Genomic DNA, 15,865 nt, shown 5'->3' on the forward strand with positions numbered 1-15,865 from the left:
AGAAAAATCTGTGGTATCGTATGCACTCCCAAGTTTCTTCAGCGACTATTGTGCACGGTGGTATCCCGACAAAAGCCCGGAGAAGCTGAATGTTGGGCCGGTTTGCCGAAATCTTCGCCAAAGAGATATCAGCGCTGATCGACGCGCTCGTGAAAGCCGAGCCGCTAAAGGCGCTATCTGCAAAGATCGTATTCATCGCGACCCTCGTCGCCGAGTCCATCTACACCGACATCTTTGATCGCGTGGCCCTACTCCTTGCTACACGGCTTGCCGAGAGGTTAGCGACGAAACCCCAACAGATCGAAGCTACGCAGAAGCTGGTCGGCCAGATAGGTAGGGAGATCGCCATCGATCGAGGCGCGATTTTTCTGAGCGGCGGGCTCTGCCTCCTGATGACAATCGTGTGTCTCGTCGCCCCCTTGCTGTATCGGTTCGCTTCGCGACGTCGCCTACGCATTTTCGTCTCGTTCAACCGTGTTCGCGGCGATGCCGCAGAACAGTTGCACGTCTTTCTTGAGAGAAAAGGGTTTGCGGTATCCCGGCTCCCGTTTGACGACAAGGCGGAGCATCAAGCTCTTCTACGGAAGATTGTCGAGCTGCTGAAGAAAACCGAGCTCGTGGTTTGCATTCCCGGTCCATCAGATTCATTCGTGGAACACGAAATCCTGGCCGCGACGACGATCGGTCACCCGGTCGTCCTCCTGATATCAGGGGACGACGGCACGATCCCGAACACGGCAGACAAGCGCTACCCGGTCTTTCAGATCGAGGCTCTCGCCGACAACGGTTTCCATCCCCTCGAGATATTTCTCAGCTTCATCGGCGGTGACTTGCAGTCCATGCTGGAAATCTGCAAGCGATCGCTTCGACAGGGAAAGGCGCTATCGTGGGCAATCGCAATGACGTTTCTTCTCGTCACCATGGCGTTGTGGCTCCTGTCAGCATTCCTGGTGTACAGTAAGGCCGCGTCGCTTCAGCCTGAAGCAACCGATCCGTTGCCGATGATGTTGGCTGTCGGCGTCCAAGCATTGGTTTTCACCAGCCTTTGCATTGTCCCCGCGACGTTTTGCGCATTCATCAGCATGCGGATTCTGCTCAGTCTGTATCGACAATTGCGAGCGCAATGGCTGGCGGAGCTTAAGGTCGAGGTCGCTGCGTTCAGTCGCGACGATTGGGCTGACCTGATGCACGACGTATCTTCCGGTCCGGCGATCTACGAGGCAATGCTCCAGCTGGCGCCCCTGGCCCATCATGAAAGAGCTGCCGGCATCGCCTGAGCTTCAGCGAATCCGCCTCCACCCCCTACTCCGTCCTCCGCAAAAACGCCCCGAACGCGCGCGGGCCGTCGCCGGTCTTGACCTCGCCGATCACCTTCAGCTCGACCGCATCGATGATGTCCAGAACGTTGCTCTCCCAGCAGGCGACGATGACGCGCTTGCCGTCGGCGGTCGCGTTGATGCCTTCGGGATAGTCGCCGACATTGATGCGCTTGATCGGCTTCAGTGTCGCAAGGTCGAACACGCTGACAGTGCCGCCATATTGGTCGGTGACGAAGCCGCGGTCCTGCGCCAGCGCCACCGCATAGGGGCGCATGCCGACCGGCACGCGGCCGATCTCTTTGCCTTCGGCGATGTCGATCACCGAGACGTCGTCGGAGCCGACATTGGCGGTGTAGGCGCGCCTGCCATCGGCGTCGATGGTGACGCCGAACGGACGGGTGCCGACCTTGATGGTCGCCTTGCGCTGGCGCGTCGCGGTGTCCACGATCGAGACGCTGTCGTCGTCGCGGTCCGCCGAGAGCAGCAGCTTGCCATCAGGCGTGACGGCGAGGCCCGACGGCGAGGCGCCGACCGCGATGCTGGCGGTGACGCTGCGCGAGGCCGTATCGATCAGCCGAACCGCGGCGACATACCAGTCCGCGACATAGACGGTCTTGCCGTCGGGCGCCACGGCAATGCCGAGCGGCCCGCCGCCGACCTCGACGCGGCCAGCGACCTGGCGCGCGGCGGCGTCCACCACCGTCACGGCCTTGGCATCGGGGCTCGTCACATAGGCAAAGCGTCCGTCCACGCTGACGGCGACGCCGGCCGGCTTGCCGCCGATCGGGATGGTCGCAACGCTGCGCGCGGTCGCAAGGTCTACGACCATCAGATCGTCGCTGAGCTGGTTGGTGACGAACGCCTCCTCGGCGACCGCGCCGCGGGAAGCGGCAAGCCAGAGGCTGGCGGCGAGCGCCGCCAGGACCGGGATACGCACGATCAGCTGCCGCTCTCGATCTTTTTCTTCAGCGCTTCGAGGCCGGTCTTGTAGAGCCCGCTCACCGCAGTCTTGGCGGCTTCGTCGCTCAGCTCCGGTGGCGGATCGTTGTTGGGATAGCCGCGATAGAATGCGCCGGCCCATTCCAGCTTGGACTTGCCATCGGGAGCCGGCGACACGCTGAGAGTCGAAGAATAATTGGTCACCGGCAGCACCTTCACGTCGACTTTGGTGATGCGGTACGAATAACTCATCATGTCGGGCTCGTACTTGTAGAGCTCCTCATCGACGGTTGCCCCGCCGGTCAGCGTCAGCTGGCGCGTTGCGCCGATCTCGTTGCCCCTCTCGCCCGTGGTCTTGGTCACAGGCGGCAGCCAGCTCATGTCCTGGAAGTTGCGGATTGCGGCCCAGACCTTGTCCTGCGGCGCGTTGATCTCGATGGATTCGCGCACCTTCTGCCGCGTCGGCCCATGGGCCCAGACCGGCTCAAAAGCTGCCGTCAGAGCCATCCCCGCCACCGCCAGCGCCGCCACCCCGGCGAGCGCCGTTCCGCTTCTCATCCTCATACCGTTTCCTCACTCCTGATCCTGCGCGACTTGGAACGCGCGCTGAGATCATCGTAACGCATTTTTGGACCGTGGGGAGACCAGTTCGTGGTGCGGCTGTGGCGGGGCTTCTCCGTTCACACCATCTGTTGCGGTGCCCGACGGGCAAAACACGCCAAAGCCGTAAAACCACTGCGCAGGGAAGGCCGGATGTTTGGCTTCACCTGTATGCCGCTGTGCAGCTTCTCGTAGCGCAGTTTTCGCACAGTGGACCGTGGGTGCCCGGCCGGCACCCGGCCTTCCCCATAGGCGTTAAGTTTGTTCTTGAGTGTTGGAATCACACGTGATTCCAAGGCGGGATGGCAGACGAATCGCTTCTGAACGAGGACTGGACGAGAGTGGTTACGCAGCTCGGCGGGGCTGCGCAGCTTGAAATAAGTGCGCGCCAGACGAAGGCTTTCGTGCGGCGGCGCCAAATTCCAGATGCGGTGGCGTTACTTCGGCTGATGCTGGCCTATTGTCTGGGTGAAAGAGGGTTGAGATCGACGGCCGCGTGGGCCGCTTCTGTTGGCCTTGCCGACCTCAGCAGCGTGGCGTTGTTCTATCGCCTGCGTCAATGTGGCGATTGGTTTGCAGTGCTGGTGGAGGGCTTGCTCGCTGCGGCAGCCCCGAAAGCGAGCCGAGGCCGCCTGATCCGCATTATCGATGCGACGACAGTGCCTCAGGCAGGACCGGCTGCGCGCAGGAACAGTGAGCTTTGGCGCGTTCATAGTGCATTCGATCTGCCATATGAGCGCTTTGGTCACTTCGAGCTGACAGATCAGCAAGAAGGCGAAACGTTTGACCGGATACCGGTGGTCAAGAACGAGATCCGCATTGCTGACCGCGCTTATCTACAACCTGACCGCATCGCCGCTGTGCGCGACGCCGGGGCAGACGTTTTGATCCGAGCGGGCTGGAAGAACGCACGTTGGCTTGATGCCAAAGGCCTTCCGTTCGATCTGATGGCCCAATTGCGTGCGGCGAAGGCGCACGGACTGATCGATCGGAGGATTTGGATCAAACGCAAGGACGGTGCGCCTCTGGCTATGCGTCTGGTCGCAGTCAAGAAGCCCGCCGGTGCAGTCGCGGCTTCGCGCCGTAAGGCCCGGCGCGACGCACAAGACGAAAACCGCGTCATCTCCAAAGAAACTCTGGAAGCCGCGGATTGGGTCATTCTGGTCACGTCGCTCGCGCGGGACGAGTTCTCCACCAAGGATGTACTCGCGCTCTATCGACTGCGATGGCGCATCGAACTTGGCTTCAAGCGACTGAAGAGTCTGATTGGTCTCAAGACGCCACCTGGAACCGATCCGCGCTCCGCCAAGCCCTACTTGCTGGCACACCTCTTGATCATCCTGCTGCTCGAGCCGCTTGCCCGCGACTTCGAGGACTCTCCCCGCTGGACGCAGGCCGCCTGACGGCACCTGGCGCTTGGCGTGTTTTGCAACAACTCGTTGCATCCTTGCTACAAGCGATCATTCCACAACCAACCATCCGTTGCTTTCGCCGCAGAAAGCGAGCGCTTGGGCGGCACCTGCGCGAGCCTCCTCGAAAACGTCCGTATCAATCGATGCTCGCGCTACCTTAACGCCTATGCGGCCTTCCCTGCGCCCTCGGCACTTTCGAGGGCGGCAGCTGAAGCAAAGCTCGGGCACGATGTGCCGCGAGAACGGGGAACCGCGTGTGCGATTTAGATTCGAGTATGAAGATGAATTGCACTCTCGTGGCCGGACGCAGCGCAGCGCATCCGCAGCGATGCGCTGCAGAGCCGGGACCCATCTCTTCGGCGTCGTACCGTGTCGCCATTTGGGTCCTGGCTCTGCGCCACAACGCTCGCGCGTTGCGGCTTGTCCGGGACACGACAGGTGAGCGCGGTGTGGCCCTCCACTCCGCCATTGCAAGCGTAGCGAAGCGATCCAGACTGCCGCCGTGGAAAAGATTCTGGATTGCTTCGCTTTGCTCGCAATGACGAGGAAGTGCCCTTGCCTACTCTCCCAGCGTCGCCTCCACGAACCCGCGCGGATCATCGCAGAACTCCCGCATCACCCGGTAATGATCCGTCTGCTCCAAAGTAACCGGCTCAAGGCCGTATTTCCCGAGCCGCAACAGTTGCGCGTTGGGATAGGCCATCAGCAGCGGAGCGTGGGTCGCCATGATCACCTGGCAATTGCCGGAGAGATCCATGCGATGCAGCAGCTTGAGGAAGTCCATCTGCCGTGCCGGCGACAGCGCGGATTCCGGCTCGTCGAAGATGTAAATGCCCTGCTTCTGGCAGCGCTCCTCGAAGAACACCAGAAAACCTTCGCCGTGGGAAAAGGAGAGATAGTCGGGCGCTTCCTGAACGCTCGCACCAAACACGCCTTCCATGGCGTGCGCAGCATCCACCGCCGAGCGGTCCAGATAGCGCGCGATGGAGAAGAACGTCTCGGCACGAAAGAACCAGCCGTCGGTCACCTTTGGCACCCAGGCAGCCCGCAACGCAGAGGACAGTTCATCGCCGCTGATCTCGATGCCGCCGCCGTCGACTTCCTGAAAACCCTTGCGGCCGCCGGTGCTGGCAAAGCCGGCCAGTCCCGCGATGCCCTCGAGAATGGTCGATTTGCCGCTCCCGTTCTCGCCGACGATGATCGTGACCGCGGCGTCGAAGCTCTGGTCGAACTCATCCCTGAACACAGGAAGACAGAACGGATAAGCCTCCCAGTCCTCGACGCGCGAGCGATCGAGCCAGACGCGCCTGAGATAAGGCGCACGCAACGTGGTCTGACGGCGTCGTGTCCGGCTCATGCTCCTGCCCCCTCTCTACTCAAAACCGTAATGGAACATAACAGGAACATCAATCGCACGGAAGCGGCATCTGCGGAAGACAGCAAGCTCCGGTCGAACCTTAACCCAAGGCCTCCAGCACAAGCTCCATCGTCATCAGCACGGGATTGTCGCCCCGGACGAGACGGCCCTCCGCGATACCGCCGGTGTAGTCGATCAGGGCAACATCGACTGCCGCCTCGACCGTGTGAGACGGAACGGACTCGATCGCGCCACACGTTATTGCCAGCTCCGTGGCGAATGGCTCCGTCACGCCACCGTGGGTAAACCGCGCGCCGATGGTCGAGCCGACGCCACCGTGGATCTTTGCGCGGGCAATGCCGTGCGCGTGACAGAACGCTTCGAGACAGCCGGCAAGATCCTGGTTCGGACGGAGCCGCAGCGCAAAGGCGCGGCTCGTCGTTCGCGCGCCGGTGCTTGCAGCCGCAACCGGCCCGAACAGCTTGAAGTTGGTCTCCGGATCCGGCTCGGCGACGAACATCGCACCATCGATGCCGAAAGCCTCGACCTCGAACGGCTCGGCGACGACAGTCTCATCCGGCATCATGTGGCCGCCCCTGGTCCTGCCGTCCGCCTCGGTCCACAGTCCATGGCAATGAAAGAACGGCGCGCCGTCGCGCGTGCCGAGCGTCATGCTGCCGAGCCTCAAGCGCGTCACGCCGTTGGGCCGGTAGGTGTCGCTGTAGAACGCCGCGTTCTCGCCGGTCTTCGACAGTGCCGGCATGACATAGGCGAACGGTCCGAGTGCGCCGCGGCGAAAATTCAGCACGCCGCCGGCAAAACCCTCCGCGGCAAAGCCGCGCCGCGCGGCTTCCAGCAGCGGCAGACCCGCCTGAAGCGTGAAGGAAAAGGCGCGCCCCCTCGTCTCCACCCACTGAATACGTTCGGGAGGCGGCGCTCCAGGCTGCTTGATCCTTCGCATCTCGTCTGCTCAGCCCGCCTGCTTCTTATCCAGATCGAGCAACCCGCGCGCCTCGAGCTCATCGCGCACCATCCGCTTCGGCACCTTGCCGTAGCCGGATTTCGGCAAGGCCTCCCAGAAGAAGAAGCGCTTCGGCATCTTGTAGCGCGGCACCTTCGGCGACAGGAACGCCGCCATCTCCGCCTCGCTCACCGGCTTTGCGCCTTCGCGCGCCACGCAAACGGCAACGCCGACCTCGCCCCAGGTCGCGTCCGGCACGCCGAGCACCGCAACCTCGCCGATCGCGGGGTGCGTCAATATCTTCTCCTCGATCTCGCGCGGATAGATGTTGGAGCCGCCGGAGATATACATGTCGGAGGCGCGCCCGGTGATGTAGACGAAGCCCTCCTCATCCATGTGGCCGAGATCGCCGGTACGGAACCAGCCGTTGCGGAACGCCTTCGCATTGGCTTCCGGATTGTCGTAATAGCCGGCGAACACGGCCGGCCCGATCACGCAGATCTCGCCGCTCTGATTGGCTTTGAGCTCGCGGCCCTCGTCGTCCTGGATCGAGACCTGCATACCGGTGCGCTCGAAACCGCAGGTGCCGATCTTCGTATGCGGGCCATCCTCGAGATCATGCAGCGCGGCCGGCAGCACGGTGATGTTGCCGGTGACCTCGCCAAGGCCGAAATACTGCACGATCACCTTGCCCAGCTTCTTCAGCGCCGCCTTCTGATCCTCCCGATACATCGGCGCGCCGGCATAGATGACATGGCGCAGCGAGGAGTGATCGTATTTGTCGGCGGCGGGATGCTCGACCATCATCTTCAGGATGGTCGGCACCGTGAAGAGATTGCTGACGCGATGCGCCTCGATCAGGCGGAACGCCTCGTTGATGTCGAATTTCTCGGTCGGCAGCAGCACGGTGCGCGCGCCCCGTGCGGTCTGCATCAGCTGATGCACGCCGGCACCATGCGACAAGGGCGCCACCACCAGCGAGGCATCCTGCTCGGTCGTACCGGGCGTCAGATCGGCGAGATGATTGGTGACGACGAAACCCATCTGGCCGTGGGTCAGCACCGCCGCCTTGGAGCGGCCGGTGGTGCCGGAGGTGAAGAAGAACCAGCAGGGATCGTCGTGCTCGACGGCGACATTCTCCACGGTCGCTCCGGTATGCGAGGCGATGGCGTCAGCCACCGAGCGCTCGCCGAACGCGGCCTTGCCGTCGATGCTCCAGGTGAATTCCAGCGCGCCGTCCTTCACCGCCGCAGCGTGCTCGGGGAAATCGACATGGCACAGGAACGCCTTGGCGCCGGAGGCCTGCGCGAGATAGCTGACCTCATCCGGCATCAGACGGAAATTGGTGGGGACCCAGACCGCACCGAGCCGGAACGCGGCGAACATGGAAACGAACATCTCCTCGCCATTCTTGGAATGGACGAGGATACGGTCGCCCTTCGCAATGCCGCGCGCGGCGAGCGCCGCGGCCAGCGCCGAGACCTGCGCATCGATCTGGCGCCAGGTCCAGGACCTGTCGCCCCAGACGAAGCCGGGGCGCGCTCCATGCCGCCGCGCATTCTGGGTCAGCATATAGGCGAGATTCATGACGCGGCGGGACATGCGCAGGGGCTGCATCGGGCTTCCTCTTCGACTGGCGGCACGCGAGCCGCCCGTTCATTGCAGCCCATTTATCGCCAACGCCAGCGCCCCTGCAAGGCCAGCTGCCGCGGACCAGCCCTATGGCTGCTCGAACGCAAAGGACGTCGCCGTGATGGCCTTCGTCTTCCAGCAGGCTTGCGGACCAAATCCGCCGCAGAAGCTGCCATGCAGATCGAAGCGGACGGTGCGCGCCGCGCCGCGCTTCACAGGCGGGACCATGATCTTGTAGCCGCGGACATAGCCGTCAAACACCTCGCGCACGCTGCCATCCGGCAGCATCACCAGGATCTTCATGACGCAGCCGCCGGTTCCGCAAAAGGTCGTTTGGCGATCGCCGCATTTGGTGTCCTGGAAATCCACGATGTAGTCCTCGCGTCCATCGCCGGTCAGATCGATCTTGCGCACGGTGTTTCGCGCGAAGGTTCGCAGCCGCAATCGCAACCGTTCAGGGAATTTTAAACATGATCGGCGCAACCTTCGTCCGTCTCCGCGTACAGAGTGCCGCATCATGGTCAAAGCGCCCGCCCTCCTCCTGTTGTCGCTGGCGCTCGCCGGGTGTGCTATGGCGCCACAGACTCATCTGGCTTCCGATCCTGCCTTCAAGCCTGCGCGCTATGCCTGGGATGGCGCCGGTGAGGATCCCAATCGGCCGCACGCTGCCTCGCAGCCAACGCGGGCCGCTGCCCGTTCGGAGCGCAGCAGATCGCAAGTCGGGCTTCAGTCCTCTTCCAAGGAGTGGTGGCAGGCGCAGGACGCCACAGAGGCCGAACAGGACGCCAGGGTCAACCGCTCCCTGGTCATCTGCCAGGGCTGCCTCCGCCCGCAGCCTCAGGCCGAAGATTCCAGGCTGGCCAGAGCGACCGATTGAACCGAACGGCTTCAGATCGGAAACCACCGACCGGACCGTGCGTTACGACTTCGTGCGCGAGGCTGGCAGCTATGCAGGGGCGACGATATGAGCGACGTCATCAACAACAAAGCCCATCACCGTTATGAGCTCGAGGTGGACGGTCATCTTGCGACCGAGCACTACAAGCTCAACGGCAATGTCATCACATTCGAACATACCGACGTGCCGAAGGAGCTCGGAGGCAAAGGTGTCGGTTCGAAGCTGGTGCAAGGCGCACTCGATCAGGTCCGCGCCGACGGATTGAAGCTGATCCCACAATGCCCGTTCGTGAAGGCGTGGATCGACAAGCACCCGGACTATGCGGATCTCGTGACGCGATGAATGCACAGGCCCGCCGTCAGTAGCCGGCGGGCCTGCCGATATCTACGGCCTATTGTCCATGCTTGAGCATATCCTGGTCGGTCAGATCCCAGTCCTGCCACAGCTGGAGTATGCCGAGCAGCACCACCACCGCACCGAGGCTCGTGTGATAGATGCGGAGAAAGCCCTCACCGGAATAGCCGAGCGCATAAGGCGAGGCGATGAGCCAAAGTCCGACCAGGATCGTCGTCACCTCTTGCCAGCGCTGCAACGCGACATATTCGAGCTGGCTGAGGCCAAACACGACCAGACCGACCGCGACCGCGTTCAGGATGACCATCTCATGTCCGGTCATCGGTTGATCCTGGATGGGAAACCATGGCGAAGCCACGATGACCGCCCCAAGCAGCATCCCGCACCAGTCTTCCCATGTTCGATGAGTATCAAAGAAACCAGAGTCCGACATCGTACCCTCCTACACAAGAGGCATACGTCTGCGGCTGGCGATCATGACACTCCGAATGTCTAGCGACCCTGCCGGCCGCATTCGGGCGTATGTCCTCCGCAGGACGTGGGAACCGAGGTCCGGCTTGCAAGAGCGGTACCGAGGATTATTTGCGCTCGCCGCACCATGCTCGCAAAGCGCGATATCCATACTGCACTGCGGTCGCGGCAGTGCGCGTTTGCATATACCTCCTCTGCGCCAATCTCCCTTGATCTCACTTGGCAAGGATGGCGTCGGCCTCCTAGATCAGGAGACAATCGGCATTTCGGAGGATCCCGCATGGCGGCTTCGGTACGCGACAACAAGGACAGGAGCCGCTTCGAGCTCGATGTCGGCAGCGACATCGCCTTCGCCAACTACCGGCTGACGCCGTCGGCCGTGATCATTACCCACACCGAGACGCCGCGCGCGCTGCGCGGCCGCGGCATCGGCTCCGAGCTGGTCAGGGGCGCGCTGGACCTGATCCGGCGCGACGGCAGGAAGGTGATCGCCGGCTGCGGCTTCGTCGTCGACTATCTCGACAGGCATCCGGAGGATGCGGATCTGATCGCCTGAAAGCGAAGGGGGTCCGCGAGATGGCAGCCCCTTTTTCGCGACCCAGGCGGATCAGTGCTTGATCTCCGGCGGCAGCTTGCCGCCATTGGCGGCGAGCTTGGACATTACCTGCTTGTGCAGCCAGACGTTCATGCTGGCCGAGTCGTTCATATCGCCGCTGTAGCCCAGCTCCTTGGCGAGATCCTTGCGCGCAGCGAGGCTGGAATCGATGTCGAGCGCCTTCATGAGGTCGACGATCGAGGTACGCCATTCCAGCTTCTCGCCCTTATGCGCGGCCGCTGCCTTGTCGACGATCGCCGCCACGTCGACCGCGGCCATGGGCGCTGTGGCCGGCGCCGAAGCGCCCGGCGTCCCTGCGGGCGCGCTGGGCGAAGCCGCGCCACCGGCGGGGGCGGCGGAGACCGGCTGGCTGCCGAAGATCGCGCTCATGATTTTCCCGAAAATGCTCATGTCTGCTCCCCGAAAAGGAATCCGTTGGAAGGGCCTTGAGTGGCACTTATAGACGAAGTTACTGCGTCGCGCCCGCGAAGCTCCGCGAACGACCAGCAGCATCAGCTTATCTGCGGCGAAATGACGACAGAATGACATCGTCGTGGTTGCGCCGCGGCATTGAATTTCACCCGAGCGCGAGGGACAGGACTCGGACTTGGGAGTATGGTTGTCGTTCAGCTCGCGATGTCATCCGGAGTTCGCATCTGGTCGGGATTGCGAGATTTCAGAGAATGGCGGCCGCTTGCGCCGTTTGCTGGCGCCGGGCTCGGCTGCCTGGCAAGGGAGCTAGCGACCATGGCCACACTCTACCAAGGCAATGTCCCCACGATGGCCCAGCGCTCGGATGCGGCTGGGCCAGTGATCCGAACCATCAAATTGTCCGATCTGCACGACGCGCTCAGGCGCGGTTGGGAAGACTTCAAGGCCGTTCCGAGCCACGCCATTATCCTCTGCGTGATCTACCCGGTGCTTGGCCTCGTGCTCGCCCGCGTGGTGATGGGCTATTCGGTGCTGCCGCTGTTGTTTCCGCTGGCTGCCGGCTTCGCGCTGATCGGGCCCTTCGCGGCGCTCGGACTCTACGAGCTCTCAAGCCGGCGCGAGCGCTATGAACCGGCCAGCGCCTGGGATGCCATGGAGGTACCGCGTTCGCCCTCGTTCGGTGCGATGCTCGGCCTCGGTACGGTGCTGCTCGCCCTGTTTGTCACTTGGGTTGCGACCGCGCAGGCGATCTATGTCGCGGCGTTCGGGTACGAGGGCGTCACCGGTTTCTCGGATTTCGCGACGCGCGTGCTGACGACGCAGCAAGGCTGGTGGCTGATCGTGGTCGGCTGCGGCACCGGCTTCCTGTTCGCGCTCGCCGCGCTTTGCATCAGCGTGGTGTCGTTTCCCTTGATGCTCGACCGTCATGCCGGCGCGTTCGAGTCGATGGTGACTTCGCTGCGCGTTGTCGGAAGAAACCCGGTACCGATGGCGGCCTGGGGCCTGGTCGTGGCGGTGCTGCTCGCGCTCGGCACGATACCGGCCTTCCTCGGCCTCGCCGTGGTGATCCCCCTGCTCGGGCACGCCACGTGGCACCTCTACCGCAAGGTGATCGTGTCGGAGCCTGGGGCACGTCCGGTGCCGCCCCCGCCGCATCGTCCGCGCAAGCCGGCCGCCGACTTCCCGGCCAACCTCTTCCCTTGGCGAAACCGGACCGACGCCTAACGACATCGTGACATGCGATCCTGCCTCGGCTCGGGCAGGATCGCGCCCTGTCGCGCGCCTTGCTTTGGCCGCGGTTCCGGCCGAGATTGCGCCCCGCCGGTCAGATCGCTCCACGGAATTCATTTACCCGAATGCCCCCGACGATTTCTCGTCTCGCTCTCGCAGCCTTCGCCCTCTCCGTTTCAATCCTGTCCGCCCAGCCAGCGCTCGCCGCGGTTGCCTGCGGCTCGGGCAATTTCGACGCCTGGCTTGCGGATTTCAAAACCGACGCTGCGGCGAAAGGCATCTCGCAGCAGGCCATCGCTACGGGGCTTGCCGGCGTGACGCTCGATCAGAGCGTGCTCAACCGCGACCGCTCGCAAAAGGTCTTCAGCCAGACCTTCGAGGAGTTTTCCGGCCGCATGGTGCCGCCACGCGTGCAGCGCGGCTCCAACATGATGAAGCAATACGGATCCGTGCTGTCGCGCATCGAGCAGGCCTACGGCGTGCCCGGCGAGGTCTTGGTTGCGATCTGGGGTCTGGAGACCGATTTCGGCGTCAACACCGGCAAGTTCGCAACGATCCGCTCGCTGGCAACGCTTGCCTATGACTGCCGTCGCTCGGAGCAGTTTCGCGCCGAGCTGATGGATGCGCTGCGCATCATCCAGCGCGGCGATCTTGCACCTGCCGACATGAAAGGCGCCTGGGCCGGCGAGCTCGGCCAAACCCAGTTCATGCCGTCGTCCTGGATGAAATACGCCGTCGATTTCGACGGCAATGGCAAGCGTGATCTCCTGCATAACGCGCCTGACGTGCTCGCCTCCACCGCCAATTATCTCGCAAGCTATGGCTGGCAGCGAGGCAAGGATTGGCAGCCAGGCAGTCCGAATTTTGCGGTGCTACAGCAGTGGAACAAGAGCGAGGTCTATTCCAAGACCGTCGCCTATTTCGCAACCCAGCTCGCTCACGCCCCCTGATGCCTCGGACAAGATGAGTAAGGCCGATCGCACGGCGACCGGCCTTCTCTCGGTGCCTTGGCTTCCGGACGTCCCTATTTGCCCGTGGTCGCCTGCATCGCCTTGTTCAGATGCGCGCCGCATGCGGCCATTTTGCCGTTGAGCAGCGCGTCCTGCGCCGCCGCGATTTCCTTCTGGGCGACGAACTTGCTGTCGCCGTCGGCCATGTTCTCGATCGCAGTCTCCGTCTTCTCCAGATTGGCCCCGCTGCAACCGCCCATGGCGTGCTTGGCGGCGTGGGACGGCGCGACCGCGAATGCGGCGGCAGCAATTGCGATAACCCCGAGTAACTTCTTCATGATGTTACTTTCCTTCTCTTGTTCTTGGGCCAGAACCAGCGACATTGCCGGAATCTGCAAGAATGACTTTCCTCTGCTTGCGGCAACTTGCCGCAATAAATTCCCCGCGAGAATTGCGTGATGTTGCGAGCCGCGCAGAGCCGCATGCGAAACTTCTGATTCTCATTACAACTTCGTAATCGGAGCACTCGCTTGACGTGTGCACCGCATCAAAGGGGCGGTCAGTCTCAGTCCGAAGAGGCCAGCGCATCCCCTTGGCTCGCAGTTCCAGGCTCGCCATTAATCTAGCCATTTCGGACTCCACCTCAGAAACAATAGAATCTTTGTTCATTTCATGAGTTCATGCGATTCGCGCATGAGAAACTTGGGCTTACAAGCTGACCCATCGTGTTGCAGATCAAGAGGGAGCAACTTATCTCAAGGTTTTTCGGAGCCGAGATGTCCGAAATAAGCAATTGATTTACATGCATTATATTGCAACGCACGACATGATCCGCCGAACTCATGAGCGACACTGCCGAGAGGTTAATCATTTCTTGCCGACGCTATGCACCTAGCGCCTAGCTGCATCGCAACATCGGAACTTTCGCAGTGCACCACACTCACCTATATTCATTTCAACGATGAGGCCTAAAGGCAAAGGCTGAATCGAACTACAGGAGACTACCAATGCTGCTCTCGCTCATCCGCATGATCCAGGCCTTCCGGGACTATCAGCGCAATGTTGCCGAGCTGTCCCAACTCAGCGATCGCGAACTGGCCGATATCGGCCTCGATCGCTCGGACATCCCGCGCGTTGCCGCCGGTCAGTATCAGGGCTGATACCGTTCAGCCCTCCACCGGACGGACCGATAGCGCCCGCCTTGTGCGGGCGTTGTCGTATCTGGTGGCAGAAAACTCGATCTCGGCGATTCCACTCTCCGCCGAAAAGCGCTACCTGTCCGCCCATGACAGGACCTCATTCCAGTAGTGTGCACGTGATCGGCGCGGGCCTTGCCGGCTCCGAATCCGCCTGGCAGGTCGCCAAAGCCGGTGTGCCCGTAGTGCTGCACGAGATGCGGCCGGACCGCATGACCGAGGCGCACCGCACCGACGGACTCGCCGAACTCGTCTGCTCCAATTCGTTCCGCTCGGACGATGCCGCCAACAACGCTGTCGGCTTGCTTCATGCGGAGATGCGCCGGCTCGACTCGTTGATCATGCGCGCGGCGGACGCCAACCAGGTGCCCGCCGGCGGCGCGCTTGCGGTCGATCGCGACGGCTTCTCGGCGGCCGTGACCGAGGCACTGAATGACCATCCCCTGATCGAGATCGCACGTGGCGAGGTCGCTGGCATGCCGCCGGCCGACTGGAGCAACGTGATCGTTGCAACCGGTCCCCTCACCTCCGCGCCGCTGGCTGACGCCATCCGCGAATTGACCGACGAGAATGCGTTGGCCTTCTTCGATGCGATCGCACCGATCGTTCATCGCGAGTCCATCGATATGTCAGTGGCCTGGTTCCAGTCGCGCTACGACAAGGTCGGCCCCGGCGGCAACGGCGCCGACTACATCAACTGCCCGATGACCAAGGAGCAGTATGACGGCTTCGTCGCCGCGCTGATCGCCGGCGAGAAGACCGAGTTCAAGGAATGGGAAACCAATACCCCCTATTTCGACGGCTGCCTGCCGATCGAGGTGATGGCGGAGCGCGGCCCCGAGACGCTGCGCCACGGTCCCATGAAGCCGGTCGGCCTCACCAATCCGCACGATCCCACGACGAAACCCTACGCGGTCGTGCAGCTGCGCCAGGACAACAAGCTCGGCACGCTCTACAACATCGTCGGCTTCCAGACGAAGCTGAAATACGGCGAGCAGCAGCGCATCTTCCGCACCATTCCCGGACTGGAGAAGGCGGAGTTCGCCCGTCTCGGCGGCCTGCATCGCAACACCTTCCTGAATTCGCCAAAGCTGCTCGATGGCCAGTTGCGCCTGCGCGCGCAGCCGCGGCTGCGCTTCGCCGGGCAGATGACGGGCTGCGAGGGCTATGTGGAGTCCGCCAGCGTCGGCTTGATCGCCGGTCTCTACGCAGCAGCGGACGCGCGCGGTGAGACGCTTGTCAGTCCGCCGGCTACGACGGCGCTCGGATCGCTGCTCGGCCACATCACCGGCGGCCATATCGAGACCATCGAGCCGGGCACGCGCTCGTTCCAGCCGATGAACATCAATTTCGGCCTGTTCCCGCCGCTCGCGACGGTGCCGGCGAAGAAGCCCGACGGCACGCGGCTGCGCGGCAGCGAGAAGACGGTGGCCAAGAAGCAGGCGCTGAGCGCACGAGCGCTCGCCGACCTCGATCGCTGGATCGCCGACCACCTGCGCATTGCCGCCGCCGCGTGAGC

The 15,865-nt window shown here is 62.8% G+C and carries 18 protein-coding genes; 9 read left to right on the forward strand and 9 right to left on the reverse strand.

Annotated features, from left to right (window positions below):
* Nucleotides 1-89: 89 nt before the first annotated feature.
* Nucleotides 90-1,277, forward strand: coding sequence for a hypothetical protein (locus P6U28_RS14075; protein WP_407122487.1), 1,188 nt, complete (start codon nucleotides 90-92; stop codon nucleotides 1,275-1,277).
* Between the two features lie 25 nt (nucleotides 1,278-1,302).
* Here P6U28_RS14075 and P6U28_RS14080 read toward each other — a convergent pair whose 3' ends face one another.
* Nucleotides 1,303-2,256: a cytochrome D1 domain-containing protein gene (locus P6U28_RS14080; RefSeq protein WP_407122488.1), complete on the reverse strand. Its 954-nt coding sequence runs from the start codon at nucleotides 2,254-2,256 to the stop codon at nucleotides 1,303-1,305.
* A gap of 2 nt (nucleotides 2,257-2,258) precedes the next feature.
* Nucleotides 2,259-2,822 (reverse strand): SRPBCC family protein, encoded by a 564-nt coding sequence (locus P6U28_RS14085; RefSeq protein ID WP_122403151.1) that lies wholly within the window; start codon nucleotides 2,820-2,822, stop codon nucleotides 2,259-2,261.
* Between the two features lie 338 nt (nucleotides 2,823-3,160).
* Here P6U28_RS14085 and P6U28_RS14090 point away from each other — a divergent pair, with 338 nt between their 5' ends.
* On the forward strand, nucleotides 3,161-4,261 hold the full coding sequence (locus P6U28_RS14090) for an IS4 family transposase (protein ID WP_122402213.1): 1,101 nt from the start codon (nucleotides 3,161-3,163) through the stop codon (nucleotides 4,259-4,261).
* 568 nt (nucleotides 4,262-4,829) lie between these two features.
* Here P6U28_RS14090 and P6U28_RS14095 read toward each other — a convergent pair.
* The 4 genes from P6U28_RS14095 to P6U28_RS14110 all read right to left on the reverse strand — a co-directional run bounded on the left by P6U28_RS14095 (nucleotide 4,830) and on the right by P6U28_RS14110 (nucleotide 8,634).
* Nucleotides 4,830-5,627, reverse strand: a complete 798-nt coding sequence (locus P6U28_RS14095) for an AAA family ATPase (protein ID WP_122403150.1) — start codon at nucleotides 5,625-5,627, stop codon at nucleotides 4,830-4,832.
* A 100-nt stretch (nucleotides 5,628-5,727) separates the two neighbouring features.
* On the reverse strand, nucleotides 5,728-6,588 hold the full coding sequence (locus tag P6U28_RS14100) for a PCC domain-containing protein (protein ID WP_407122490.1): 861 nt from the start codon (nucleotides 6,586-6,588) through the stop codon (nucleotides 5,728-5,730).
* 9 nt (nucleotides 6,589-6,597) lie between these two features.
* Nucleotides 6,598-8,205: an acyl-CoA synthetase gene (locus P6U28_RS14105; RefSeq protein ID WP_122403148.1), complete on the reverse strand. Its 1,608-nt coding sequence runs from the start codon at nucleotides 8,203-8,205 to the stop codon at nucleotides 6,598-6,600.
* Between the two features lie 102 nt (nucleotides 8,206-8,307).
* Nucleotides 8,308-8,634 (reverse strand): hypothetical protein, encoded by a 327-nt coding sequence (locus P6U28_RS14110; protein ID WP_245163263.1) that lies wholly within the window; start codon nucleotides 8,632-8,634, stop codon nucleotides 8,308-8,310.
* A 103-nt stretch (nucleotides 8,635-8,737) separates the two neighbouring features.
* On the opposite strand from P6U28_RS14110, the gene P6U28_RS14115 reads away from it, so the two are divergent.
* Together P6U28_RS14115 and P6U28_RS14120 are read left to right on the forward strand one after the other, a co-directional pair.
* Nucleotides 8,738-9,097 carry a hypothetical protein gene (locus P6U28_RS14115; protein WP_122403146.1) on the forward strand — a complete coding sequence of 120 codons (360 nt, stop codon included), beginning with the start codon at nucleotides 8,738-8,740 and terminating at the stop codon, nucleotides 9,095-9,097.
* Nucleotides 9,098-9,184: 87 nt separating this feature from the next.
* Nucleotides 9,185-9,460, forward strand: a complete 276-nt coding sequence (locus tag P6U28_RS14120; protein WP_122403145.1) for a GNAT family N-acetyltransferase — start codon at nucleotides 9,185-9,187, stop codon at nucleotides 9,458-9,460.
* Between the two features lie 49 nt (nucleotides 9,461-9,509).
* Here the strand turns inward: P6U28_RS14120 and P6U28_RS14125 are convergent, their stop codons facing one another.
* Entirely contained in the window at nucleotides 9,510-9,794 is a 285-nt protein-coding gene (locus tag P6U28_RS14125; RefSeq protein WP_312016221.1) for an SPW repeat protein, read from the reverse strand.
* 429 nt (nucleotides 9,795-10,223) lie between these two features.
* On the opposite strand from P6U28_RS14125, the gene P6U28_RS14130 reads away from it, so the two are divergent.
* Nucleotides 10,224-10,499 (forward strand): GNAT family N-acetyltransferase, encoded by a 276-nt coding sequence (locus P6U28_RS14130; protein WP_122403143.1) that lies wholly within the window; start codon nucleotides 10,224-10,226, stop codon nucleotides 10,497-10,499.
* Between the two features lie 51 nt (nucleotides 10,500-10,550).
* Here the strand turns inward: P6U28_RS14130 and P6U28_RS14135 are convergent, their stop codons facing one another.
* Entirely contained in the window at nucleotides 10,551-10,949 is a 399-nt protein-coding gene (locus tag P6U28_RS14135; RefSeq protein ID WP_122403142.1) for a DUF3597 domain-containing protein, read from the reverse strand.
* Nucleotides 10,950-11,285: 336 nt separating this feature from the next.
* Here P6U28_RS14135 and P6U28_RS14140 point away from each other — a divergent pair, with 336 nt between their 5' ends.
* Nucleotides 11,286-12,194 (forward strand): DUF2189 domain-containing protein, encoded by a 909-nt coding sequence (locus P6U28_RS14140; RefSeq protein WP_162500268.1) that lies wholly within the window; start codon nucleotides 11,286-11,288, stop codon nucleotides 12,192-12,194.
* 131 nt (nucleotides 12,195-12,325) lie between these two features.
* Nucleotides 12,326-13,150 carry a lytic murein transglycosylase gene (locus P6U28_RS14145; protein WP_407122492.1) on the forward strand — a complete coding sequence of 275 codons (825 nt, stop codon included), beginning with the start codon at nucleotides 12,326-12,328 and terminating at the stop codon, nucleotides 13,148-13,150.
* Between the two features lie 74 nt (nucleotides 13,151-13,224).
* On the opposite strand, the gene P6U28_RS14150 is transcribed toward P6U28_RS14145, so the two are convergent.
* Nucleotides 13,225-13,488, reverse strand: coding sequence for a hypothetical protein (locus P6U28_RS14150; RefSeq protein ID WP_244608021.1), 264 nt, complete (start codon nucleotides 13,486-13,488; stop codon nucleotides 13,225-13,227).
* Nucleotides 13,489-14,157: 669 nt separating this feature from the next.
* Here P6U28_RS14150 and P6U28_RS14155 point away from each other — a divergent pair.
* Nucleotides 14,158-14,310: a DUF1127 domain-containing protein gene (locus P6U28_RS14155; RefSeq protein WP_007590701.1), complete on the forward strand. Its 153-nt coding sequence runs from the start codon at nucleotides 14,158-14,160 to the stop codon at nucleotides 14,308-14,310.
* A gap of 125 nt (nucleotides 14,311-14,435) precedes the next feature.
* Complete coding sequence (gene trmFO, locus P6U28_RS14160) at nucleotides 14,436-15,863, forward strand: methylenetetrahydrofolate--tRNA-(uracil(54)-C(5))-methyltransferase (FADH(2)-oxidizing) TrmFO (RefSeq protein WP_407122493.1); 1,428 nt, start codon at nucleotides 14,436-14,438, stop codon at nucleotides 15,861-15,863.
* The last annotated feature ends 2 nt before the right edge of the window (nucleotides 15,864-15,865 follow it).

The organism is Bradyrhizobium sp. STM 3561 (assembly GCF_045571455.1).
Classification (GTDB): Bacteria; Pseudomonadota; Alphaproteobacteria; order Rhizobiales; family Xanthobacteraceae; genus Bradyrhizobium; species Bradyrhizobium vignae.